At 73.0% G+C, this 23104-nt stretch carries 19 protein-coding genes and 2 pseudogenes; 8 read left to right on the top strand and 13 right to left on the bottom strand.

Annotation, left to right across the window (positions count from 1 at the left end; genetic code table 11):
• Positions 1-55: 55 nt before the first annotated feature.
• The 6 genes from C7M71_RS07950 to C7M71_RS07925 form a co-directional block, all read right to left on the bottom strand.
• Entirely contained in the window at positions 56-1057 is a 1002-nt protein-coding gene (locus tag C7M71_RS07950; protein WP_111492465.1) for an ABC transporter permease, read from the bottom strand.
• Positions 1054-1929 carry a ribokinase gene (locus C7M71_RS07945; protein ID WP_229759077.1) on the bottom strand — a complete coding sequence of 292 codons (876 nt, stop codon included), beginning with the start codon at positions 1927-1929 and terminating at the stop codon, positions 1054-1056. The genes C7M71_RS07950 and C7M71_RS07945 overlap by 4 nt, the downstream gene beginning before the upstream one ends.
• A 195-nt stretch (positions 1930-2124) precedes the next feature.
• Positions 2125-3516 carry a cryptochrome/photolyase family protein gene (locus C7M71_RS07940; protein WP_114914253.1) on the bottom strand — a complete coding sequence of 464 codons (1392 nt, stop codon included), beginning with the start codon at positions 3514-3516 and terminating at the stop codon, positions 2125-2127.
• A gap of 71 nt (positions 3517-3587) precedes the next feature.
• Entirely contained in the window at positions 3588-4238 is a 651-nt protein-coding gene (locus C7M71_RS07935) for a LutC/YkgG family protein (protein ID WP_111494416.1), read from the bottom strand.
• Positions 4235-5806 carry a lactate utilization protein B gene (locus C7M71_RS07930; RefSeq protein WP_111494414.1) on the bottom strand — a complete coding sequence of 524 codons (1572 nt, stop codon included), beginning with the start codon at positions 5804-5806 and terminating at the stop codon, positions 4235-4237. Before C7M71_RS07930 ends, C7M71_RS07935 begins: the two co-directional genes overlap by 4 nt.
• Positions 5803-6594: a (Fe-S)-binding protein gene (locus C7M71_RS07925; RefSeq protein ID WP_111494412.1), complete on the bottom strand. Its 792-nt coding sequence runs from the start codon at positions 6592-6594 to the stop codon at positions 5803-5805. The genes C7M71_RS07930 and C7M71_RS07925 overlap by 4 nt, the downstream gene beginning before the upstream one ends.
• A gap of 96 nt (positions 6595-6690) precedes the next feature.
• Between C7M71_RS07925 and C7M71_RS07920 the strand changes: the two genes are divergently transcribed.
• Positions 6691-7440 (top strand): FadR/GntR family transcriptional regulator, encoded by a 750-nt coding sequence (locus C7M71_RS07920; RefSeq protein WP_162824181.1) that lies wholly within the window; start codon positions 6691-6693, stop codon positions 7438-7440.
• Here C7M71_RS07920 and C7M71_RS07915 read toward each other — a convergent pair.
• The gene (locus C7M71_RS07915; protein WP_111494408.1) at positions 7422-7775 is read right to left on the bottom strand and encodes a hypothetical protein; all 354 of its coding nucleotides are present in this window, start codon (positions 7773-7775) and stop codon (positions 7422-7424) included. The genes C7M71_RS07920 and C7M71_RS07915 overlap by 19 nt on opposite strands.
• 271 nt (positions 7776-8046) lie before the next feature.
• Here C7M71_RS07915 and C7M71_RS07910 point away from each other — a divergent pair, with 271 nt between their 5' ends.
• The 3 genes from C7M71_RS07910 to C7M71_RS07900 all read left to right on the top strand — a co-directional run bounded on the left by C7M71_RS07910 (position 8047) and on the right by C7M71_RS07900 (position 11158).
• A complete protein-coding gene (locus C7M71_RS07910; RefSeq protein ID WP_114914252.1) occupies positions 8047-8952 on the top strand; it encodes an ion transporter in 906 nt (301 codons plus the stop codon).
• 99 nt (positions 8953-9051) lie between these two features.
• Positions 9052-9561, top strand: a complete 510-nt coding sequence (locus C7M71_RS07905; RefSeq protein ID WP_111495481.1) for a DoxX family protein — start codon at positions 9052-9054, stop codon at positions 9559-9561.
• Between the two features lie 109 nt (positions 9562-9670).
• Positions 9671-11158, top strand: coding sequence for a dihydrolipoyl dehydrogenase family protein (locus C7M71_RS07900; protein WP_175607654.1), 1488 nt, complete (start codon positions 9671-9673; stop codon positions 11156-11158).
• A gap of 203 nt (positions 11159-11361) precedes the next feature.
• Here C7M71_RS07900 and C7M71_RS07895 read toward each other — a convergent pair.
• The 6 genes and pseudogenes from C7M71_RS07895 to C7M71_RS30545 form a co-directional block, all read right to left on the bottom strand.
• Positions 11362-11817 (bottom strand): annotated as a pseudogene (locus tag C7M71_RS07895) (DedA family protein); the annotation flags it as partial.
• Between the two features lie 644 nt (positions 11818-12461).
• Positions 12462-12890: pseudogene (locus tag C7M71_RS07890) on the bottom strand (acyl-CoA dehydrogenase family protein); the annotation flags it as partial.
• Between the two features lie 76 nt (positions 12891-12966).
• Complete coding sequence (locus tag C7M71_RS07880) at positions 12967-13419, bottom strand: MaoC family dehydratase (protein ID WP_111495124.1); 453 nt, start codon at positions 13417-13419, stop codon at positions 12967-12969.
• A gap of 34 nt (positions 13420-13453) precedes the next feature.
• Complete coding sequence (locus C7M71_RS07875; RefSeq protein WP_407675976.1) at positions 13454-14554, bottom strand: PP2C family protein-serine/threonine phosphatase; 1101 nt, start codon at positions 14552-14554, stop codon at positions 13454-13456.
• Between the two features lie 108 nt (positions 14555-14662).
• Positions 14663-15427, bottom strand: coding sequence for a bestrophin-like domain (locus C7M71_RS07870; RefSeq protein WP_111495126.1), 765 nt, complete (start codon positions 15425-15427; stop codon positions 14663-14665).
• Between the two features lie 36 nt (positions 15428-15463).
• Positions 15464-15859 carry a hypothetical protein gene (locus C7M71_RS30545; RefSeq protein WP_162824180.1) on the bottom strand — a complete coding sequence of 132 codons (396 nt, stop codon included), beginning with the start codon at positions 15857-15859 and terminating at the stop codon, positions 15464-15466.
• Positions 15860-16133: 274 nt separating this feature from the next.
• Here C7M71_RS30545 and qcrB point away from each other — a divergent pair, with 274 nt between their 5' ends.
• The 4 genes from qcrB to nrfD all read left to right on the top strand — a co-directional run bounded on the left by qcrB (position 16134) and on the right by nrfD (position 23097).
• Positions 16134-17735 (top strand): cytochrome bc1 complex cytochrome b subunit, encoded by a 1602-nt coding sequence (gene qcrB, locus C7M71_RS07865; RefSeq protein ID WP_111494133.1) that lies wholly within the window; start codon positions 16134-16136, stop codon positions 17733-17735.
• A gap of 81 nt (positions 17736-17816) precedes the next feature.
• On the top strand, positions 17817-21065 hold the full coding sequence (gene fdh / locus C7M71_RS07860; RefSeq protein ID WP_111494135.1) for a formate dehydrogenase: 3249 nt from the start codon (positions 17817-17819) through the stop codon (positions 21063-21065).
• Positions 21062-22054, top strand: a complete 993-nt coding sequence (locus tag C7M71_RS07855) for a 4Fe-4S dicluster domain-containing protein (RefSeq protein WP_111494131.1) — start codon at positions 21062-21064, stop codon at positions 22052-22054. Before fdh ends, C7M71_RS07855 begins: the two co-directional genes overlap by 4 nt.
• Positions 22051-23097 (top strand): NrfD/PsrC family molybdoenzyme membrane anchor subunit, encoded by a 1047-nt coding sequence (gene nrfD / locus C7M71_RS07850; protein WP_114914251.1) that lies wholly within the window; start codon positions 22051-22053, stop codon positions 23095-23097. The genes C7M71_RS07855 and nrfD overlap by 4 nt, the downstream gene beginning before the upstream one ends.
• The last annotated feature ends 7 nt before the right edge of the window (positions 23098-23104 follow it).

Genomic DNA, 23104 nt, shown 5'->3' with positions numbered 1-23104 from the left:
TTGCCCGGTGGGAGATGCCAAGGGGTGTGCCCGGGGACGCGGGCGGCGGGCGGCTTCAGGCGCGGGTCTTGCGCCGGCGCTGCCAGGTGTCGGCCGCGACGGCGGCGACGATCACCAGGCCGGTGACGACGGTCTGCCAGAAGGAGGAGATCCCCTTGATGTTGAGGATGTTCTGGAGCAGGCCGATGAAGGCGACGCCGATGACGGTGCCCCACATGGTTCCGGAGCCACCGAAGAGGGCCGCGCCGCCGATGATGACGGCGGAGATCACGGTGAGTTCCATGCCCTGTCCGGTGACGCCCTGGACATAGGACAGGAAGGAGAGGCCCAGTACGCCGGCCAGACCGGCGGTGAAGCCCGAGAGCACGAACGCGGTCAGCTTGACCCGCTTGACGTTGACGCCGACCAGCCGGGCGGCCTCCTGGTTGCCACCGACGGCGTAGGTGTTGAAGCCGAAGCGCGAGCGGGAGAGCAGCACCACGCCGATGACGGCGATCACGGCGAAGATGACGAACTGCATCGGGATCAGCCCGAAGAGCATGCCCTGGCCCAGCAGGTTGAAATCCGCGACGCCGGGCTGGGAGGAGGACAGCGAGATGGGGGCGCCGTCGGAGATGAGCAGGGCGACCCCGCGGAAGACGCTGAGCGTACCGAGGGTGACGATGAACGACGGCACCCCGAGGACGACCACCGCCAGCCCGTTGAGCAGCCCGGCCACCGCGCCCACCACCAGGCCGACCAGCATCGCCAGCGGCCAGCTCCAGCCGTCCGAGATCAGCATTCCGGTCGATATCGCGGACAGCGCGTAGGTGGAGCCCACGGAGAGGTCGATCTCACCGTTGAGGATCACAAACGTCACGCCGACGGCCATGATGCCGATCTGGGCGACCTGCTGGCCGACCGAGAGCAGATTGTCCGACTGGGCGAAGCTCGGCGACAGGAAGACGCCCAGCACGAAGAGCAGCACCAGGGCGGCGAAGACTCCGGACTCCCGGGCGTGCAGCAGTCTGCGGAACGGGAGGGAGAACTCCCTCGCCGGTGCGGTGGTCGAGGTCATCGTGCGGTTCCAATCCGGGCGTTCAGCTGGTCTCTGGTGGGCAGGGCGGGGACGACCCCGGCGATGGTCACGGTGTGGGCGCCCGCTGCGGCGGCGAAGCCCACCGCCTGGTCCAGGCCCCGCCCCTCGGCGAGGGCGACGGCGAGCGCGGCGGTGAACGAGTCCCCGGCGCCGGTGGTGTCGACGACGGTTCCGGCCGGGTGCGGCGGTACCGCCGTCACCCCGGTCGGCTGCGCCACCAGCGCTCCCTCGCCGCCCCGGGTGAGGACGGCGGCGCCTCCGGTGCGCTCCTGGAGCGCCCGGACCAGCTCCTCGTCCCCGAGTCCATGGCCGTCTTCGAGGCCGAGCAGGACGGGGGCCTCGGTCTGGTTCGGTGTGATCACGTCGATGAGCGGCCAGAGGTCGTCGGGCAGCGGCCGGGCGGGCGCGGGGTTGAGCAGGGTACGGGTTCCGGCCTGGCGGCCCGCGCGTACGGCGGCGACCACGGCCTCCTCGGGGATCTCCATGGAGACCACCAGGACGTCGGCCGAGGCGATCTCCGCGCGGAAGGTCTCCACGGCGGCGGCGTCCAGCTCGTCCAGGGCACCCGGAGCGATGGCGATCCGGTTCTCCCCGGATGGTTCGACCAGGATGAAGCCGACCATGGTGGGGGTCCGGGTCGTCACCACGAACTCGGCGCCGACCCCCTCCTCCCGCCAGAGCGTGCGGGCGGCGCGGCCGAAGTCGTCGTCGCCCACGGCGGTCAGCAGGGAGACCTCCGCCCCCAGCCGGGCGGCGCCGATGGCCTGGTTGCTCCCCTTGCCACCGGGGCCGGGATCGAACACGCCGCCCGAGACGGTCTCTCCTGCCGCAGGCGACTTGGGCACACGCATGGTGAGGCCAGCCCCGTAACTTCCGACAACAGCGATCTTCACCGATGCACCGCACCTTGTATGGGGACAACTATGAACAACGGGGAGCGTATGTATGGTGATGTCCATAGTCAATAGGTTGCGGCCGTGTGAACATTCGTTACCTGAACGACACATCGGCGCCCTCGGGAGACTCCCGCGCGTGCGGGGGTCCGGTCAGTACAGGCCCCGGCCGTGGCGGAATCGCTGGGCGGCGGCGGACAGGTCGACGATCGGCTGCGGGTAGTCGAGGGCGGCGCGGCGCTCGGCGGGCAGCCGCCAGGGCTGGTGCACCGCCGCGCCCTCGACTCCGGCCAGCTCGGGGATCCAGCGGCGGACATAGGCGCCCTGCGGGTCGAAGCGCCGGGCCTGGGTGAGGGGGTTGAGTACCCGGTTGGGCCGGGTGTCGGTGCCGGTGCCCGCCACCCACTGCCAGTTGAGCTGGTTGTTCGCCAGGTCGCCGTCGACCAGCAGGCGCAGGAAGTGCGCGGCGCCCACCCGCCAGTCCGCGTACAGGGTCTTCGCCAGGAAACTCGCCGTCAGCAGCCGCGCCCGGTTGTGCATCCAGCCCTCGTGGGCGAGCTGCCGCATGCCCGCGTCCACGATCGGGTAGCCGGTGCGGCCCTCCCGCCAGGCCGCGACCTCCTGTGCGTCCGCCTCCCACCGGTCGCCGTGCGGGCGGTAGTCGTCGTGGGCGGCGTCGGGGCGGGCCGCCAGCACCTGGTGGTGGAAGTCCCGCCAGGCCAATTGCCGGACGAAGGCTTCGGCGCCGGGGCCGGGGGCCGCGCCGGCGGCCCGGACCGACTCGGCGGCGCCGACCAGTTCGGTGGCGGAGAGGCAGCCGAAGTGCAGATACGGGGAGAGCCGGGAGGTGGCGTCGCCTGCCAGATCGTCATGGTGGTCCTGATAGCCCGTCAACTGCGCTGCCTGCCAGGCATGCCAGCGCCGCCGCCCCTCGGTCTCGCCGCCGCGCGGCAGCGCCGGGGACGGCTCGCCCGCCCCGGCCGCCGCCAGCGCCGCGCGCACCTGCGCCGGGGTCTCGCCCCGCACCTCCGCAGGGACGGACACCCGGCGGGGCGGGGCTGCGGGCTGCCGCCGGGCGGCCTGCTCCCAGCGCCGCAGATACGGGGTGAAGACCGCGAAGTGGTCCCGTCCCGCCGGGACCACCGACCCCGGCGCGACCACGGTGACGACCGCGTCATGGACCCGCAGCCGGTCCCCCAGCGCCTCGCGCAGCCGGTCCTCGCGCCGCTGGGCGTACCCGCTCACCCCGGCCGCCAGATGCACCGCAGCCGCCCCGGTCTGCTCCGCCAGCAGGGCCGCGACCCGGGCCGGATCGCCGCGCCGGACGACCAGCCGGCCGCCCCGGGCCCGCAGCGAGGCATCCAGGTCCGCCAGGCAGTCGGCGAGGAAGGCCGCGCGGTTGGGCGCGGTGAAGTCGGCGGCGAGCACCGCATCGTCCAGTACGAAGAGCGGCACCACCCGCTCGGCGCCGTCCAGCGCGGCACGCAGCACCGGCTGGTCGTGGACGCGCAGATCGGAGGTGAACAAAGCGACAGAGACGGACATAGCGCTACGGTGGCGCCGCAGTCGGCACCGGGCCGCCGGGACACGCCGGGAGGGGCGGCCTCCCGGCGGGTTCACCCCGCCAGCAGCACGACCTCCAGGGTGCGGGGGCCGTGGACGCCCTCGACCCGGTCGAGTTCGATGTCGCTGGTGGCGGACGGCCCGGAGACCCAGGTCTGCGGCCGGGCCGGGTCCAGCCGGGCCAGGCCCTGCGGCACCGAGTCGACGACCTGCTCCGGGACGCGGACCACGCAGATGTGATGGTCGGGGACCAGGGTGATCCGGCGGCGGCCCTGGTCGGCCGAGCCGTCCAGGACGATGGTGCCGGTCTCGGCGATGGCCACCGCACAGCCCGTCAGCACGCTGTCCACGGCGTCCAGTTCGCGGGCGGTCTGTCCCGGCCGGTCGGCGACCCGCTCGATGGAGCTGTCCAGCGCGGAGAGCCACCGCTGCGGCAGCCCGTCCGGCACCACCAGGCGGCGGGTGCCCCGGTCGGCCAGCAGCCGGGCGATCAGCGCGGGGAGGTCGGCCGGGGTGCTGCGGTGCACGGTGGCGCGGTAGTCGGCGAGATGCTCGGCCAGCAGGTCGGCGCGCTGCTCCGGGGTGCGGGTGGCGTGCGTCTGCGCGTAGTCGCGGACGACGGGTACGTCCTCGGGCCGCTCGCCGGGCGGTACATCGGCCAGGGCGCGGCGGATGCGGCCCAGCACCAGGTCGCGGGAGTTCAACGGCGCTGCTCCTTGCGGGGGGTGGGGCCGGACCCGGCGGTTCCGGTGCGGGTGCCGGTGCCGGTGCGGGTGTGGGTGGGGGCGCCGGTGCCGGTGCCTCGGGTGCGCTGCCACCAGTCGCGGAACGGCTCGCCGGGCAGCTGCGGCAGGTCCCGGCTGTCGGTCCAGGCCCGGCCGGGGCCGGGCAGCCGCCGAAGGTGCAGGCGGCGGGTTCGGGCGGCGGTGCGCTCGGCCAGCCGCAGCGCCTCGGGGTGGTCCAGCACCCAGCGGGCGGCCCGCATCGCGGCGCGCTCCACGGTGTGGCCCTTGGCCGGCCGGAGGGCGACCCGGTTGCCGTCGGCCGTCGCCGGGCCGCCCTGGACGACGCGTTCCCGCAGGTGGACCAGGACCTCGGGGATGTCGATGGCGACCGGGCAGACCTGGTAGCAGGCCCCGCAGAGGCTGGAGGCGTACGGCAGCGACGCCTCCAACTCGCCGCTGATGCCGCGCAGTTGCGGGGTGAGGATGGCGCCGATCGGGCCGGGGTAGACGGAGCCGTACGCATGGCCGCCGGCGCGCTCGTAGACCGGGCAGACATTGAGGCAGGCCGAGCAGCGGATGCAGCGCAGCGCCTGGCGGCCGACGGTGTCGGCGAGGGTGTCGGTGCGGCCGTTGTCGAGCAGTACCAGGTGGAAGGTCTGCGGGCCGTCGGCCGCCCCGTCGGCGGTCGTGGCGGTGCCGGTCCAGGTGGAGGTGTAGGGGTTCATCCGCTCGGCGGTGGAGGAACGGGGGAGCAGTTGGAGGTAGACCTCCAGGTCCTGCCAGGTCGGCACCACCTTCTCGATGCCGACGACGGAGATCAGGGTCTCGGGCAGGGTGAGGCACATCCGGCCGTTGCCCTCGGACTCGACGACGACCAGGGTGCCGGTCTCGGCGACCATGAAGTTGGCGCCGGAGACGCCGACCCTGGCCCGCAGGAACTTCTCCCGCAGATGCAGCCGGGCCGCCTCGGCGAGATCCGCCGGACGGTCCGTCAGGCCCTCGGGCGCGGGCCGCCCCCAGCGGCCCATGGCCTCGGTGAAGATGTCCCGGATCTCGCCCCGGTTGCGGTGGATGGCGGGGACCAGGATGTGCGACGGCCGGTCGTTGCCGAGCTGCACGATCAGCTCGGCCAGGTCGGTCTCGTACGCGGTGATCCCGGCCTCGGCCAGCGCATCGTTGAGTCCGATCTCCTGGGTGGCCATCGACTTGACCTTGACGACCTCCCGCTCTCCGGTGGTGAGCACCAGCTCGGTGACGATGCGGTTGGCCTCGGCGGCGTCGGCGGCCCAGTGCACGGTGCCGCCGGCGGCGGTGACGGCACCCTCCAGCTGCTCCAGGTAGTGGTCCAGGTGGCGCAGCGTGCGGTCCTTGATGGCGGCACCGGCCGCCCGCAGCTCCGGCCAGTCGCCGAGTTCGGAGACGGCCCTGGCCCGCTTGTCGCGGATGGTGTGGGTGGCGTGCCGCAGATTGCGGCGCAGCCGGGGATCGCGGGTGGAGACCGCAGCGGCCTTGGGGAAGGCGGGCATGCCCAGCGGGACGCCGCTCATCGGGCCTCCCCCAGGACGAGGCGTTCGCCGGTCATGGGGTAGGGGTCCTGCTCGGTGGCGGCCAGGATCTCGGCCAGGTGCAGCGGGCGGATGTCGGACTCCTGCCGGGAGAGGACGCCGCCGATGTGCATCAGGCAGGAGTTGTCGACCGCGCAGACCGCCTCGGCGCCGGTGCCGCGTACGGCGTCGGCCTTGTCGGCGCCCATCGCGGCGGAGACCGCCGCGTTCTTCACCGCGAAGGTGCCGCCGAAGCCGCAGCACTCCTCGGCGCCCGGCAGCTCCAGCAGGCGCAGGCCGCGCACCGCGCGCAGCAGCCGGGTCGGCCGGTCGCCCAGGCCCAGCAGCCGCAGGCCGTGGCAGGTGGGGTGGTAGGCGACGGTGTGCGGGAAGTAGGCGCCGACGTCCTCCACCCCCAGCACGTCCACCAGGAACTCGGTGAGCTCGTACACCCTCGGCACCACCGCTGCGGCGGCCTCGGCCAGTGCGGTCCCGCGCCCCTCCGCTGCGGCCCGGGCGCCCATCCGCGGGTAGTTGTCGCGGACCATCGCGGCGCAGGAGCCGGACGGTGCGACCACATGGTCGTAGCCCTCGAAGGCGGTGGCGAACCGCCGCAGCAGGGGCTCGGTCTCGTGCCGGTAGCCGGTGTTGTACTGCGGCTGCCCGCAGCAGCTCTGCGCGGCGGGGAAGTCCACCTCGACGCCGAGCCGCTCCAGCAGCCTGACCACGGCGCGGCCGGTGTCCGGATAGAGCGCGTCATTGACGCAGGTGACGAAGATCGCTACACGCACGGGGCTCCTCCGGGCAGGCAGTAGTGTGGTCTTACCACACGGTCTGACCACATGACGATAGAACGTCGGAGGCGGTCGAGCGCAGAGGACGGAAACGTGGACGTGTCGGGTAATGAGAGTGGCCCCGCCTGGGAGCCCGTCCGCCGGACCAGGACGTTCGAGGAGGTGCTCGACCGGATCGACCAGCAGATCGCCGCCGGTCGGCTCCGGGTGGGCGACCGGCTGCCGGGCGAACGGGAACTCGCCGCCGCGCTGGGCGTCAGCCGGCCCTCGGTGCGTGAGGCGTTGCGGGTGCTGGAGGCGCGCGGGGTGCTCGTCGCCCGGACCGGCTCCGGCCCGGAGGCCGGCGCGACCCTGGTGACCTCCCCCGGAGGGGCCATGGCCGACCTGGTCCGCATCCATCTGGGGCTGGCCGGGTTCACCCTCTCCGAGGTGGTGGAGTCGCGCTGGGTGGTGGAGCGCTGGGCCGTGGAGTCCGCCGCCCGGTCCGGCGGCGGCGCCGACCTGGGGCCGCTGCGCGAGCTGGTGGCCCGGATGTGCGAACCGGGACTGCCGCTCGCCGACTTCCACGCCCTGGATGCCGACTTCCACCTGGGGCTGGCCCGGCTCTCCGGCAATGCCCTGCTGACCGCCTTCATGGAGGCCGTGTGCGGGGCCGTGCACCGCCATACCGCGCGTGCGGTGGAGCGGATGCCCGACCCCGCGACTGCGGTACGGACGCCGGTCGACGACCATCGGCGGATTCTCGACGCGATCGAGGCGGGGGACGCGGCAGCCGGCGTTGCGGCGCTCGACCGGCATCTGCGCCGGGTCCACCCCGAGGTGCGCTACCCCGAGGTGTGCTGAGGCCGGTCCGGACGGTCGGGCCGGCCCGGTCGGCCGGGCTGGTCCTGCTGGTCCTGCTGGTCCTGCTGGTCCGGGCGGACCCGCAGGCGGGCGCAGCGGCGCAGGTCCTCCAGGAGGTCCCCCTCGGGGTCCCACACCATCTCGACGACCCGGTCCTCCCAGCGGTCGAGGTCGGCGGCGACCAGCTTCGCCTTCTGCTCGGCGGAGCCGGGGGAGTGGTCGGTGATCAGAGGGTGGCCCAGCAGGACACCGATGGCGTAGGTGCGAGGGACGGTGCCCTGCTGCACGGTACGGCCCCAGAATGCGAGGGCTTCGACGTACGGCACGAAGGTCATCGCTGTCTCCGTTCGTGAGGGGTTGGTGTCAGCCCCCCAGCGGGCTCGTGAAGAGCATCCCCCAGAGGCTGTAAGAACGGCGTAGGCATCGCCGGCCGCCGCCTCTCGGTCGTTCCGGTCCGGGGGCGGTGGGGGGAAGGCCGAAGGCTGCCTCCCGGACCGGTCACGAGGCCCGTGCTGATCTAGGATCACGCTGGTGGCGGCGGGGCGGGAGAGTGGCTGACGGGCCGTCAAGTGCGTTGTGTGGAAAGGGTTCGAGCGGGTGGGGACGATGGCTGGGTCGGAGCGCCGGACGCCCGGGTCGCAGTGGTGTGCGCGTGTCACCGAGGCGCCCGCCTTCAGCGGCGGCGTCTTCCTGCTGATCGTGGCCAACGCCGCCCTGCTGGGCGTGGAGACCTACCCCGGGGCCACCGCGCGGTGGGGCGGCGCCCTGAGAGCAACCGAGACCCTCTTCCTGGCCGCCTTCACCGCCGAACTCGCCCTGCGGATCGCCGCCCGGGGCCCCCGCGCCTTTCTGCGCGACCCGTGGAACGTCTTCGACCTGCTGGTGGTGGGCGCCGCGTTCTTCCCCCTGGTGCGGGAGAACGCCACCGTGCTGCGGCTGCTCCGGCTGGCCCGGGTGCTGCGCACGGTGCGGCTGCTGCCGCATGTGCGGATCATCCTGGTCGCCGTGGTCCGCGCACTGCCCGGCACCCTGAGCTTCACCCTGGTCGGCGGGTTGCTGGCCTATGTCTACGCGATGCTCGGCTGGATGCTCTTCGCCGGTGACGACCCCGCGCACTACGGCTCCATCGGGCGGGCCATGCTCTCGCTCTTCCTGCTGATGACGCTGGACGGCCTCGGGGACGCGGTCCGTACCGGGCTGGAGGTCTCCCGCTGGACCTTCCTCTACTTCGCCAGCTATGTGCTCTTCGCCTCGTTTCTGCTGGTGAACCTGCTGATCGGGGTGGTGATCACCTCGCTGGAGGAGGCGCGGCAGCTGGAGTCCAACCGGGAACGGCAGGAGGCGGGTGGTGCGGAGGGCGAGGGCGAGGGCGAGGGGGAGGGGGGTCAGGGGAGGGATGGACCGGAGGAGGTGCGGGAGCGTATCGCGCGGCTTCGGGCGGGGTTGGATGAGTTGGAGGCGTCGCTGGGGGCGCTGGATCCGCCGTCGGGTGGGTCGCGCGGGCGGTCCTGAGGGGCGGGGGTGGGTGGAGGGGGGTGGGTGGGGACGGGGTTGCTGGGCTGTACGGGCGGTGGCGGGCATGGAAACGGCGGGCCGGGGCACCCGCCGGGCATGCCAATGCTGAGACAGCTTGCCCGTCCCATGCTCGCCTCGATGTTCATCGCCGGGGGCATTGACGCCCTGCGGAACCCGGCGCGGCTGGTACCCGACGCCGAGCGGTTCCCCGCGCTGGCGGACAACCCCGAGCGGGCGGTGCGGATCGCCGGGGCCGTGCAGGTGACGGCCGGGGCACTGCTGGCGACGGGGCGGCAGCCCCGGCCGGCCGCGCTTGCCCTGGCCGCCGTTCTGGCCCCCCTGACCTGGGCCCGGCACCGCTTCTGGGAGGCCGACAGCCCGGAGCAGCGGCAGGAGCAGCTGATCCACTTTCTGAAGAACATGTCCATGATGGGCGGCCTGCTGATCGCCGCCGCCGACACCGCGGCCCGGCCGTCCCTCGCCTGGCGTGGGCGCCACGCCGTGCACACCGCGCGCCATGATGTGGCGCTCGCCGCCCGTACGGCCAAGGCCACCGCGAGGCCCGCCGCTGCGGCAGGTCGGCTCCAGGGCAAGTTGGTGTGCTGAGCGGGGGTGGGGTGTTCGGGCTGGTGTTGGGGTTGGGGTTGGTGTGGGGAAGGGATTGCGGGGGGTCGAGGTAGTCGATGGCCCCGCCGCCTGGAGAGGGGAGTCCGCCATGGGCGGATCTGCTGAGACTCGTGACACCTATGACGTGGTGGTGATCGGCGCCGGACCGGTGGGTGAGAACGCCGCCGAGCGGGCCCGGGCGGCCGGGCTGACCGTGGCCGTCGTGGAGAGCGAACTGGTCGGCGGCGAATGCTCCTACTGGGCCTGCATCCCCAGTAAGGCGCTGCTCCGCCCGGTCGCCGCCCTCGCCGACGCCCGCCGGGTCGCAGGGTCCCGCCAGGCCGTCACCGGCCGCCTGGACGCGGCCGCCGCGCTGACCCGCCGCGACGACTTCACCTCGCACTGGAACGACGACGGCCAGGTCGACTGGCTCAAGGCCATCGGCGCCGACCTGGTGCGCGGCCACGGCCGCCTGTCCGGCCCACGGCGGGTCGCGGTGGACACCGCCGACAACGGGCGGCTGGACCTCTCGGCCCGCCACGCGGTGGTCATCAGCACCGGTAGCCGGGCCGTCGTCCCCGACCTGCCCGGTATCGCCGAGGCCCGGCCCTGGACCAGCCGCGAGGCCACCGCGTCGCCCACCGTGCCGGGGCGGCTGGCCGTGGTCGGCGGCGGCGTGGTCGGTGCCGAGATGGCGACCGCCTGGCAGGCCCTCGGCGCCTCGGTCACGCTGCTGGTCCGGGGGTCCGGCCTGCTGCCCCGGATGGAGCCGTTCGCGGGAGAACTGGTCATGCAGGGGCTGGTGGAGGCCGGGGTGGAGGTGCGCACCGGGGTCTCCGTCACCGAGCTGCGGCGCCCCGGCGGCAGCGGGCCGGTCACCCTTGTGCTGGCCGGCAGCGGCGGCAGCGGCGGCGGCGGCAGCGGCAGCGGCAGCGGAGAGGAGGAGCTGGAGGCCGACGAGGTGCTCTTTGCCACCGGCCGCGCCCCGCGCACCGACGACCTCGGCCTGGAGACGGTCGGGCTGGCCCCCGGCTCCTGGCTGGACGTCGACGACAGCTGCCTGGTCCGGGACGTGGACGGTGACTGGCTCTATGCGGTGGGCGATGTCAACCACCGCGCACTCCTCACCCACCAGGGCAAGTACCAGGCGCGGATCGCCGGTGCGGCGATCGGTGCGAGGGCGGCGGGACGGCCGGTGGAGACCGGGCCCTGGGGCGCCCATGCGGCGACCGCCGATGCCGTGGCCGTTCCACAGGTCATCTTCACCGATCCGGAGGCCGCTGCGGTGGGGCTCTCTGCTGCGGAGGCCGAGCGGGCAGGGCGCCGGGTGCGGGTGGTCGACTACGACCTCGGCCAGGTCGCCGGGGCGAGCCTCTACGCCGACGGCTTCCGGGGACGGGCCCGCATGGTCGTGGACGAGGCCCGGGGAGTGCTGCTGGGCGTCACCTTCGTGGGGGCGGGGGTCGGCGAACTGCTGCACTCGGCCACGGTCGCCGTCGCTGGGGAGGTGCCGGTCGAACGGCTCTGGCACGCGGTTCCCTCGTTCCCGACCATCAGCGAGGTCTGGTTGCGGCTGCTGGAGGCGTATCGGGGGTGAGGGGGGTCAGTGCGGGGGTGTTGTGTGGGTGGTGGGTGTTGTGGGGGTGGTGTGGGTGGTGGGGGTGGGGTGCGGCGGTGGTGGCGGCGGCGGAGGTGGATGGTGAGGACGGTGACCGCTGCGGCTGCGGCCAGGACGAGGAGGGAGCCGCCGAGGGCGTGGACGAACCGGTTCCAGGCGGCGCCGACGGCGTAGCCGGTCAGGGCGGAGCCGGTGCCCCAGAGGAGGGCGGCGAGGGCGTCGAAGAGCAGGAACCGTGGGTACGGCATCCGGCCGGCGCCGGCCAGCAGGGGTATCGCCGAGCGGACGAACGGGAGGAAGCGGCCGAAGAACACGGCGGCGGGGCCTCGGCGGTCCATCAGTTCCTCGGCTCGGCGTAGGCGGTCGGCGGGGCGGTCGGCGCGCAGTCTGGTGCCGGTCAGCCGTCCGATCAGGTAGCCGGTGGAGTCGCCCGCGATGGCGGCTGCCACCGCTACGGCGGCCACGATGGCGAGGGAGGTGTGTGCCCGGTGGGCCAGTACACCGCCGAGGATGACGGAGGTCTCGCCGGGCAGCAGAAAGCCGAAGGGGACGGCGACCTCGCAGAAGACCAGCAGGGCGACGGCGCCGTAGGCGGGCGTGCCGCTTAGGTCGTTCAGCCAGTCGGTGATCTGGTGCATCCGCCGGTCTGCCCCTCGGGTCGTCGTACCGTCCAGCTTGGCCGCAGTGGGGCGGTCCGGCGAGGGCTGGCCGGGGGGTTCGGCGGGTCTCCCCGGAGAAGTCTCCCCCTCTGCCTCGGCGCAGCCGGTTGCTTTGTCGGGGTTGACGGGGAGGTGGGGTTCGGCGGGTCTCCCCAGAGGAGTCTCCCCCTCTGCTTCGGCGCAGCCGGTTGCTTTGTCGGGGTTGACGGGGAGGTGGGGTTCGGCGGGTCTCCCCAGAGAAGTCTCCCCCTCTGCCTCGGCGCAGCCGGTTGCTTTGTCGGGGTTGACGGGGAGGTGGGGTTCGGCGGGTCGGGGTGCTGCGTGGGTGGTTGGGGTTGTTGGGCTGGTGCGGGTGTCGGCCGGTCCGGGGTGGGGGTCCCGGGCGTCCGGTCTTCGCGGTGTTCCTGCGCTCGTTCCTCGCTTCGGCCCACCTGCGGGATCCTCCTGAGTGCCCGGGACCCCCCACCCCTACCCGTCCGCCACCCTCCGCCCGGTGGGGGGAAGGTCTGTGGGTGGCTGGGGTGGGTGGGTCGGTGAGGCGTTCGGGGTGGGTGCCCTGGCTCTTACCCGTCCGCCATTCTCCGGTTTGTGGCCCCACTGCTATCTGTCCGCCAGCTCTGGTTTCAGGGGGCGGGGAGGTTGGCGAGGGTGGCGCGGTGGTGGCCGGGGGTGCCCAGGGCGATCTGGTCGGCCTTGGCTCGCTTGAGGTAGAGGTGGGCCGGATGTTCCCAGGTCATGCCGAGGCCGCCGTGCAGTTGGATGCACTCCTCGGCGGCGTTGCGGGCCGCTGCTCTGGCGCCGGCCACCTCCAGCCAGAGGTTGGCCAGCCGGTGTTTGACGGCCTGGAACGAGCCGACCGGGCGGCCGAACTGGTGGCGCTCCTTGGGGTCGGACACCGTGGTGGTCAGGCACCAGTCGGCGATGCCCAGCTGTTCGGAGGCGAGCAGTCCGGCGCCGGTGAGCAGGGCCCGGTCGAGGGCGGGGGCGGCGTCGCGGCCGAGGCCGTAGGAGAGGCCGTCCTCGGCGAGGAGTTCGACTTCCAGAGGCGGGCGAAGGCCAGTTTCATGGCGGCGCCCGGTTCGCTGAAGAGCTGGCACCAGGTCGCGGACGCGTCGGCGGAGGTCCACCTCAGGGGACCAGCAGCGAGACGGTCTCGGCCACACAGGCGGGCTTGGCGCCGTCCTCGATCTCGATGGTGTGCCGTACGACGGCCTGCTTGCCGATCGAGGCGTCGCGGAGGTCGAGCAGTTCGGCGCCGGAGCGGATCCGGGAGCCGACCCGGACGGGGGAGGGGAAGCGGACCTTCTCGGTGCCGTAGTTGACGCCCATGGCCAGGCCCTCCACCCGGAAGATCTCCGAGGTCAGCAGGGGGATCAGGGAGAGGGTGAGGTAGCCGTGGGCGATGGTGCCGCCGAACGGACCGGCTGCGGCGCGCTCCAGGTCCACATGGATCCACTGGTGGTCGCCGGTGGCCTCGGCGAAGAGGTCGACCTGCTGCTGGGTGACGGTGTGCCAGCCGCTGTGGCCGAGGTGCTCGCCCTTGGCTGCGGCGAGTTCGTCGAGCCCGTGGAAGAGGCGCATGGCCGGTCCTGTCGTGAGAGGAATAAGCGCTTGCTCAGCATTCATCCGGGCGGACCGCCCTGTCAACGGCCGGATCGCAGCCTCGCGGCGGGGCGGCCTGCGGCAGCCGCTGCACCGCCACCATGGCGGCGTCGTCCCCCAGATGGCCGCCCGCGTGGGCCAGCAGATCGCGGTGGAGGGACTCCAGCAGTGCATGTGGCGGGCGCCCGGCCCAGGCCGTGATCCGCTCGGTGAGCGGATAGAAGTCGCCGGACGTGTTGCGGGCCTCGATGACGCCGTCGGTATAGAGGAGCAGCATGTCCCCCGGCAGAAAGTCGAACGAGCCCGGCAGGTAGCTGCCCCCGCCCAGCTCGCCCAGCCCCAGCGGCGGAGCCGGCTGGGGGGTGCTCAGGGTGATGACCTCCGGGCCGCGTAGCAGTAGTGGGGGTGGGTGGCCGCAGTCGATCATCCAGGTCTGCGTGCCGTTGTCGGGGATGTCCAGCACCACGGCGGTGGTGAACCCCTCCTCCAGGTCGGGGTCCGGCCCGCCGTCGGCGGGCTCCGGGCTGATGCAGCGGTCCAGGTAGTGGGCGAGCTGGGGCAGATCGGTGTGGCGGTGCGCCGCCGCCCGGAAGGCGCCCATCAGCAGTGCGGCGTCGCTGATCGCGTCCAGGCCCTTGCCGCGCACATCGCCGACCAGCAGCCGGGTCCCGGCGGCGGTGCGGGCGGCGGCGTAGAGGTCGCCGCCGATCCGCGCCTCGGCCTCCGCCGCCAGATAGAGGGAGGAGAGCAGCAGCGGCCCGCTCCGCTTGGGCAGCGGGCGCAGCACCACCTGCTGGGCCGCCTCCGACACCGACCGGACCTGCACCATCTCCCGGGCATGCCGTTCCCGGATGGAGCTGTAGAGCACCAGGCAGGCGGAGACCAGCACCAGCGAGCCCACCTGGGCCTCGTTGTTGGCGACGCCGAGGCCGCCGTGGGCGAAGCTGAGGACGACCTGGGCGGCCACCGCCAGTGCGCCGATCGCCGCGGTGAAGCGCGGGCCCGCGTAGGAGACGGCGACGGCGGGCGCCCCGACCAGCAGCGGGGTCAGAAAGATCTGCGGCGGCGTGAGGAGGTCCACCACGACCACTGCGGCGATGAGCACGAGCGGCAGCGCCGCCAGAGCACGGCTGCGCTGCCGTGACCGGACAGGACCTGCTGGACGTTGCCGCAGACGCACATCTCATCTGTACACCCGGGGAGGTGGCCGCGCACGGTGGGCTCAGCCGGTGACGTTGGGGAACAGGTCGAGGAAGGGACCGGCGGTGACGGACAGGCCACGGGTGAAGGGTGCGTCGAGGTCCCAGATGAGGAAGAGCAGGAAGGCGATCAGCGCGCTGAAGAGCCCGGCCAGCAGGAGTTCGCGTGCGGAGCGCCGGATCTGGAGGGTGAAGATCAGGCCGACGGTGACCAGCGCTCCCGCGATCAGGCCGAACCAGACGATCGGCGGCATGGTGGCCCCGGCGTTCTGGCCGCGTGCGGTGCGCGCCTGGTCGGCCAACCCGACCTGGTCCACGATCGGCTGGTACGCCTGACCCTCCAGGTCGGTCGTCGGCGCGTGGTCGCTGACGTCCCGCCGGACCTGCTCCAGCAGGGCGGTGCCCTTGTCGGTGAGGGCGCCGTGCGCGGCCATGTACGGCCACTCGGTGTGTACGACGTAGGAGACATAGGCGTCGATGTCGGCCCGGGTGCGGTCGCGGACCGCCGGCGGGTAGACCTGGACCCGCGCGGAGACCTCGTGCAGCGCCTGGGCCTCTTGCAGGGCTCCGGTCTGGGCGTCGCTGCGGCCTTCCCAGACGCCTGCGATGGCGAGGCCCAGCACGATGGCGTAGACCACGCCGATCATCATCGTCATGTACTCGATCACGTCGGGCGTCTCGGATGGGTCGTCGTCGTCGGGGATGCGCCGCTGCCGCAGGGTCACCACGGAGATGACCACCGCGCAGGACGCTGCCATGGCGAGGGTGAGGGCGAGCCATTCGGACACGGGTGTACCTCCGTGGGCGAAGCGGACGGGGGTGGATCAGGACGAGCGGCGGCCGGCCGTGCGGCCGGTGCGCGAGCGGGTGCGCATGGCGGCGGCGGCCAGTACGGCGGGCACGGTGACGACCATGGTGGTGGTGACCACGGAGTTGCCCCGGCGGGCCGGCTGGGCGGGCGGTGCGGCGCGGTGGACCACCACGGGGTGGGTGGGGGTGGGGGTCGGCTTCGGGGTGGGTTTGGGAGCTGGTGGGGGCGGCGGGGGTGGTTTCGGGGTGGGGTGAGTGATGGGGGCGGGGTGGTGGTGGCGGGGTGGGGGCGGTGGGGCGGGGAAGGTGGGGAGTGTGGGTGGCTTGGGGGCTTGGGCGGGGTCGGTGGGGTCGGTGGGATGGGTCTCGGCGGGGTCGGGGGCTGGGGGCGGATGACGGGGGGAGGGCACGGGACCTCGGTCGCCGCAGCCTCGGCGGCGCACAGCCCCGTCGCGGCCAGGGCCAGCACCGCGATTGCGCCGATCCGATGGACAAGCCGTTCGCTCACACGGAGGATGCTGCGGGCTCTGGTGGGGCGGCACGCCGAAAACGCAGGGGTGATTAGCCCGAAAGGGCGTATTTGAGGCTCAGGGCGATTGGCGCGCGGACGCGTTTCGGAGACGGGCGCCGGGGGACCCATAGCGTCTGCCGTCCCGTCGGCCGAGGAAGAGGAGGGCGTCCCCCATGCGCAGGAGGACCGGCCGTGCCGCCGAGCAGGCCGCGGGCGCCCTGGACGCCCGGCTGCCCGTGATGGAGGGCGGCAGGGCCGTGATGCGCAAGGCGTTCCCCGACCACTGGTCGTTCCTGCTCGGCGAACTCGCCCTCTACAGCTTTGTGCTGCTGCTGCTCACCGGCGTCTACCTCACGTTCTTCTTCAAGCCCGCCATGGCCGAACTGGTCTACCAGGGCAGCTATGCACCGCTGCGCGGCCTGCGGATGACCGAGGCGTACGCCTCCACCCTGGACATCAGCTTCGATGTGCGCGGCGGCCTGCTGATCCGTCAGATCCACCACTGGGCGGCGCTGCTCTTTGTCTCCGCGATCGGGGTGCATCTGCTGCGGATCTTCTTCACCGGCGCCTTCCGCCGCCCTCGGGAGGTCAACTGGGCGATCGGCGTCACCCTCTTTCTGCTGGCCCTGCTGGAGGGGTTCGCCGGGTACTCGCTCCCCGACGACCTGCTCTCCGGCACCGGGCTGCGCACCGCTGAGGGCATCGTGCTGTCCATCCCGGTGGTCGGCAGCTATCTCCAGATGTTCCTCTTCGGCGGCCAGTTCCCCGGCCAGGCGATCGTCCCCCGGCTGTACACCACGCACATCCTGCTGGTCCCGGGGCTGCTGCTGGCCCTGATCACCGTGCATCTGATCCTGGTGGTGTACCTCAAGCACACCCAGTGGGCGATCCCGGGCAGGACCAACCGCAATGCGGTGGGCCAGCCGATGTTCCCCCACTTCACGGCGAAGTCCACCGGGCTGATGCTGACGGTCTTCGGGGTGCTCGCCGCGCTGGCGGCGCTGGCGCAGATCAACCCCATCTGGGTGTACGGGCCCTACCGGCCGGACCAGGCGTCCACCGACGCCCAACCGGACTGGTACGTCGGCTTCCTGGAAGGCGCCATCCGGCTGATGCCGGGGGCCGAGACCCGGCTCTGGGGGCACACCGTGGCCTGGAACCCCTTTCTTCCGGCGGTGGTGCTGCCCGGGGTGCTCTTCGCGGTGCTGTACGCCTATCCGTTCTTCGAACGGTGGGTGACCGGCGACCGGCGCGAGCACCACCTCTGCGACCGGCCGCGCAACCGGCCGGTCCGGACCGGCCTCGGCGTTGCCTCCGTCGCCTGGTACGCGGTGCTGCTGGCGGCGGGCGGCCAGGACGTCATCGCGTACACCATGCACCTCTCGGTCAACACCCTGGCGCTGCTCTTCCGGGTGCTCTTCTTTGTGCTTCCGGTGGCCGCCTTCTGGGTCACCAAGCGGACCTGCCTGGCCCTCCAGGCGCATGAGCGGGAGCTGCTGGAGGAGGGCGAGGAGACCGGCTTCGTCCGGCAGAGCGTCCAGGGCGGCTTCGCCCAGGGCCGGCGCGCACTGCCCGCCGAGCGCCGCCATGTGGCCCTGGCCCGGGACATCCCCACCCCGGTCCATGACACCACCGGGCGCGGCGGGCGGCTGCGGTCCGCGCTCTCCACCTGGTACTACGGCGATCGGGTGGAGCTGCCCGCCACCCCGGACCAGCGGCCGATCGCATCGGTCACCGCCGAACCGGGGCCGCCGGACGAGGAGACCGGCGGTTGACCTCGGCGGACGGCAGGCGTGAACCCGCGCGGAGTGGGCACCCGCCTCCCCGGCGGCACGACCGGCGGAAAGGGACGCGGCATGGGCGTACGCACCTGGATCCAGGAGTGGCCGGTCTACCGGCAGCTCAGCGGCAGCGACCCGCTGGGGCGCGGCGCGGCCGCCGCCTCCCAGGCGACCCGGTCGCTGCGGCCCCGTACGGAGACCGCCGACCGGGTGGTGAAGTCGATCTGCCCCTACTGCGCGGTCGGCTGCGCCCAGAACGTGTACGTCAAGGACGGCAGGGTCGTCCAGATCGAGGGCGACCCCGACTCACCGGTCAGCCGGGGCCGGCTCTGCCCCAAGGGCTCGGCCACCCTCCAGCTCACCACCGGTGACGCCCGCCGCCACGAGGTGCTCTACCGGCGCCCGTACGCCACCGCATGGGAGCGGATCGACCTGGACACCGCCCTGGACATGGTGGTGGACCGGGTGATCCGCACCCGCCGCGAGACCTGGCAGTGGGAGCACGAGGGCAAGCGGGTCAACCGCACCATGGGCATCGCCCACCTGGGCGGCGCCACCCTGGACAACGAGGAGAACTACCTCATCAAGAAGCTGTTCACGGCCCTGGGCATCGTGCAGATCGAGAACCAGGCCCGGGTCTGCCACAGCTCCACCGTCGCCGGGCTGGGAACCTCCTTCGGCCGGGGCGGCGCCACCACCTTCCTCCAGGACATGCAGAACTCCGACTGCATCGTCATCGAGGGGTCCAACTTCGCCGAGGCGCACCCGGTGGGCTTCCAGTGGGTGATGGAGGCCAAGGCCCGGGGCGCCAAGGTGATCCATGTCGACCCGCGCTTCTCCCGCACCAGCGCCCTGGCCGACCTGTACGTCCCCATCCGGGCCGGGACCGACATCGCCTTCCTCGGCGGCATCATCAACCAGGTGCTCTCCACCGGCGCGGACTTCCGGGAGTACGTGGTCCACTACACCAACGCCGCCACCCTGGTCAGCGAGGACTTCCAGGACACCGAGGACCTCGACGGCGTCTTCTCCGGCCTGCACCAGGAGACCGGCCACTACGACGTCGGGAGCTGGCAGTACGAGGGCACCCCGGTGCAGTCGGCCTCCGGCGAACGCGACCAGCACTACGAGGAACCCGCCGTCGCCGAGTCGGGCCGCGCCGAGTCCCATGGCTCCGGCGGCCCCGCCGTGCCCGGCGGGCTGCGCCGCGACGAGACGCTCCAGCACCCCCGCTGCGTCTACCAGGTCCTCAAGCGGCACTACGCCCGCTACACCCCGGAGATGGTGGAGGAGACCTGCGGCATCCCCCGGGAGACCTTCCTGGAGGTCTGCCGGGCCCTGGTGGAGAACTCCGGCCCGGACCGCACCTCCGAGTTCGTGTACGCCGTGGGCTGGACCCAGCACACGGTGGGCGCGCAGTACATCCGCACCGCCTGCATCCTGCAACTGCTGCTCGGCAACATCGGCCGCCCCGGCGGCGGCATCCAGGCACTGCGCGGACACGCCTCCATCCAGGGCTCCAGCGACATCCCGACCCTCTTCAACCTGCTGCCCGGCTACATCCCGATGCCGCACGCCCACCAGCACGAGGACCTGGACTCCTTCATCGCCGCCGTGAAGGCCGAGAAGGGCTTCTGGGCGAACATGCGGGCCTATGTGGTCAGCCTGCTCAAGGCGTACTGGGGCGAGGCCGCCACTGCCGAGAACGACTACTGCTTCGACCACCTGCCGCGCCTCACCGGCTCCCACAGCACCTATGAGACCGTGCTCGGCCAGCTCGGCGGCGAGGTCAAGGGCTACTTCCTGATGGGCGAGAACCCCGCCGTCGGCTCCGCCAACACCAGAATGCAGCGGCTCGGCATGGCCAACCTGGAGTGGCTGGTGGTCCGCGACTTCTCGCTGATCGAGTCAGCCACCTGGTGGAAGGACGGCCCGGAGATCGAGACCGGGGAACTGCGCACCGAGGAGATCGGCACCGAGGTCTTCTTCTTCCCCGCCGCCGCGCACACCGAGAAGGACGGCTCCTTCACCAACACCAACCGCATGCTCCAGTGGCACTTCGCGGCCAGGGAACCGGACGGCGACGCCCGCAGCGACCTCTGGTTCCTGTACCACCTCGGCAGGCGCATCCGGCAGCGGCTGAAGGACTCCACCGACCCGATGGACCGCCCGGTCCTCGACCTGACCTGGGACTACCCCACCGAGGGCGCCCTGGCCGAGCCCAGCGCCGAGGCGGTGCTCGCCGAGATCAACGGCTGCCGGGTCGGCGGCGGCCCGCTGAGTGCGTACACCGAGCTCAAGGACGACGGGTCCACCGCGTGCGGCTGCTGGATCTACTGCGGCGTCTACGCCGACGGCGTCAACCAGGCCGCCCGCCGAAAACCGCATACCGAGCAGGACTGGATCGCCGCCGAGTGGGCCTGGGCCTGGCCCGCCAACCGCCGCATCCTCTACAACCGGGCCTCCGCCGACCCCGACGGCAACCCGTGGAGCGACCGCAAGGCGCTGATCTGGTGGGACGCCGACCAGCGCCGCTGGACCGGCCATGACATCCCCGACTTCATCCCCGACCGGGCCCCCGACGCCCGCCCGCCCGAGGACGCCACCGGCACCGACGCGCTCGGCGGCCTGGACCCGTTCATCATGCAGGCCGACGGCAAGGGGTGGCTGTACGCACCCGCCGGGCTGGTCGACGGGCCGCTGCCCACCCACTACGAGCCACAGGACTCGCCGGTCCGCAACCCCCTCTACGGCGGCCAGCAGCGCAGCCCCGTACGGCAGCTGCTCGCCCATGAGCACAACCGGCCGCACCCCAGCGGCGACGACCCAGGCGCCGAGGTCTTCCCGTATGTGGTGACCACCTACCGGCTCACCGAGCACTTCACCGCCGGCGGCATGACCCGCTGGTCCCCGTACCTGGCTGAGCTGCAACCCGCGTTCTTCTGCGAGGTCTCCCCTGAGCTGGCCGCCGAACGCGGCCTGGAGCACGCCGGCTGGGCCACCCTGGTCACCGCACGCGGCGTGATCGAGGCCCGGGTGCTGGTCACCGAGCGGATGACGCCGCTGCGGGTGCAGGGCCGCACCATCCACCAGATCGGGCTGCCGTTCCACTGGGGGCCCAACGGCTTCACCACCGGCGACTCAGCCAATGAGCTGACCGCGATGGCGCTCGACCCCAATGTCCACATCCAGGAGGACAAGGCGCTCACCGCCGACATCCGCCCTGGCCGCCGCCCACGCGGGCCGCAGGTGCTGGACCTGCTCCGGGAGTACCGGGAGCGGGCCGGGATCACCGCCACCACCGGCACGGAGGTGCGGGGATGACCGGCTCGCTGATCGGCCGCAACCTCCTGGCGGGCCCCGAACCGGACCCGGCGGGCGACGCCGGCCACACCGACCACCCGGCCCGGGTCGGGTTCTTCACCGACACCTCCGTCTGCATCGGCTGCAAGGCGTGCGAGGTGGCCTGCAAGGAGTGGAACGCGATCCCCGAGGACGGCCTGGAACTCACCGGGATGTCCTTCGACAACTCCCAGGCCCTCGGCGCCTCCACCTGGCGCCATGTCGCCTTCATCGAGCAGAGCAAGCCGCTCGGCCTCGCCGAGGCCGATGTCGACCACAGCGGCGTGGACGTCCTCGCCCTGGCCGCCCGGGGCTCCGCCACCCCCGTCGACCAGGCCGCGATCACCCCCACCACCCCCGGCCCGCCCTCCGCCGACGGCCGCACCGAGCTGCGCTGGCTGATGTCCTCCGACGTCTGCAAGCACTGCACCCACGCGGCCTGCCTGGACGTCTGCCCCACCGGCTCGCTCTTCCGGACCGAGTTCGGCACCGTCGTCGTCCAGCAGGACATCTGCAACGGCTGCGGCTACTGCGTACCCGCCTGCCCGTACGGCGTCATCGAGCAGCGGCCCGGCGACGGCCGCGTCTTCAAGTGCACCCTCTGCTACGACCGGCTCGGCGCCGGGCAGGAACCCGCCTGCGCCAAGGCATGCCCCACCGAGTCCATCCAGTTCGGCCCGCTGGACGAGCTGCGCGAGCGCGCCGCCGCCCGGGTCGAGCAGCTGCACGGCCTCGGCGTCACCGACGCCCGGCTCTACGGCCACGACCCGGAGGACGGCGTCGGCGGCGACGGCGCCTTCTTCCTGCTGCTGGACGAGCCCGAGGTGTACGGACTGCCGCCGGACCCGGTGGTCACCACCCGCGACCTGCCCGCCATGTGGCGGCAGGCCGGGATCGCCGCCGCCACCCTGCTCGGCGGCCTCGCCGCCGTCTTCGCCGCCCACGGCCGACCCGGAAGGACCCGCCGATGAGCACCTCCGACGTCACCAAGCAGGGCCTCCGAGGCGAGCGCCCCGGCCGCGAGGCCCAGGTCGGGGCGGGCCTCAGCCGCACCCGGGGCCGCACCCGGGGCCGCCGCGCCGAGCAGCCGATGGTGCCGCAGGCCGAGTTCACCTCGTACTACGGCAGGCCGGTCCTCAAACCGCCGTCCTGGGCGCCGCTGGACATCGCCGGGTACTTCTTCCTCGGTGGCCTGGCCGGCGCCGGGTCGGTACTGGCCGCCGGCGCCCAGGCCACCGGCCGCCCGGCCACGGCACGGGCGCTGAAGCTCTCCTCGCTGGCCGCCGTCAGCGGCTCGGCCGCCGCCCTGGTCCACGACCTCGGCCGCCCCGGGCGGTTCGCCAACATGCTGCGGGTCTTCAAACCGACCTCACCCATGAGCATGGGCTCCTGGCTGCTGGCCGCCTACGGCCCGGCGGCCGGCGCCGCCGCCGTACTCGACACCGCCGGGCGGCTGCCGCGCCTCGGCCGCGCCGCCACCGCCGGAGCCGCCCTGCTCGGCCCGGCCGTCGCCGCGTACACCGCCGTGCTGGCCGCCGACACCGCCGTACCCGCCTGGCACGGCGGCCACCGGGAGCTGCCGTTCGTCTTCGTCGGCTCCGCCGCGACCGCCGCCGCCGGAATGGCCTTGGTCACAGCGCCGGTGGCGGAGGGCGGCCCCGCACGCAGCGCCGCGCTGCTCGGCGCGGCACTGGAGACCGCCGCCGTCAAGGCCATGGAACGCCGCCTCGGCATGGTCGCCGAGACCTATCGGCAGGGCGCCGCCGGGCGGCTGATGCGCGCCTCCGAACTACTCTCCGCCGCCGGTGTGGCCGGGGCCCTGCTGGGCCGACGCAGCCGGGCCGCCTCCGCCGCGAGCGGCGTGGCCCTGCTCGCCGCCTCGGCCTGCACCCGCTTCGGCGTCTTCGAGGCGGGCCTGCGGTCGGCCCGGGACCCCAAGTACACGGTGCTCCCCCAGCGGGAGCGCCTGGAGCAGCGCCGGGCGGAGCAGTGTGACGGCGCGGGACGCGTGTGACCCCTGT

It is taken from the genome of Peterkaempfera bronchialis, from assembly GCF_003258605.2.
GTDB classification, from domain to species: Bacteria; Actinomycetota; Actinomycetes; order Streptomycetales; family Streptomycetaceae; genus Peterkaempfera; species Peterkaempfera bronchialis.
Note: the sequence above shows the minus strand (reverse complement) of the source record. Positions and strands in the feature narration are given on the sequence as shown.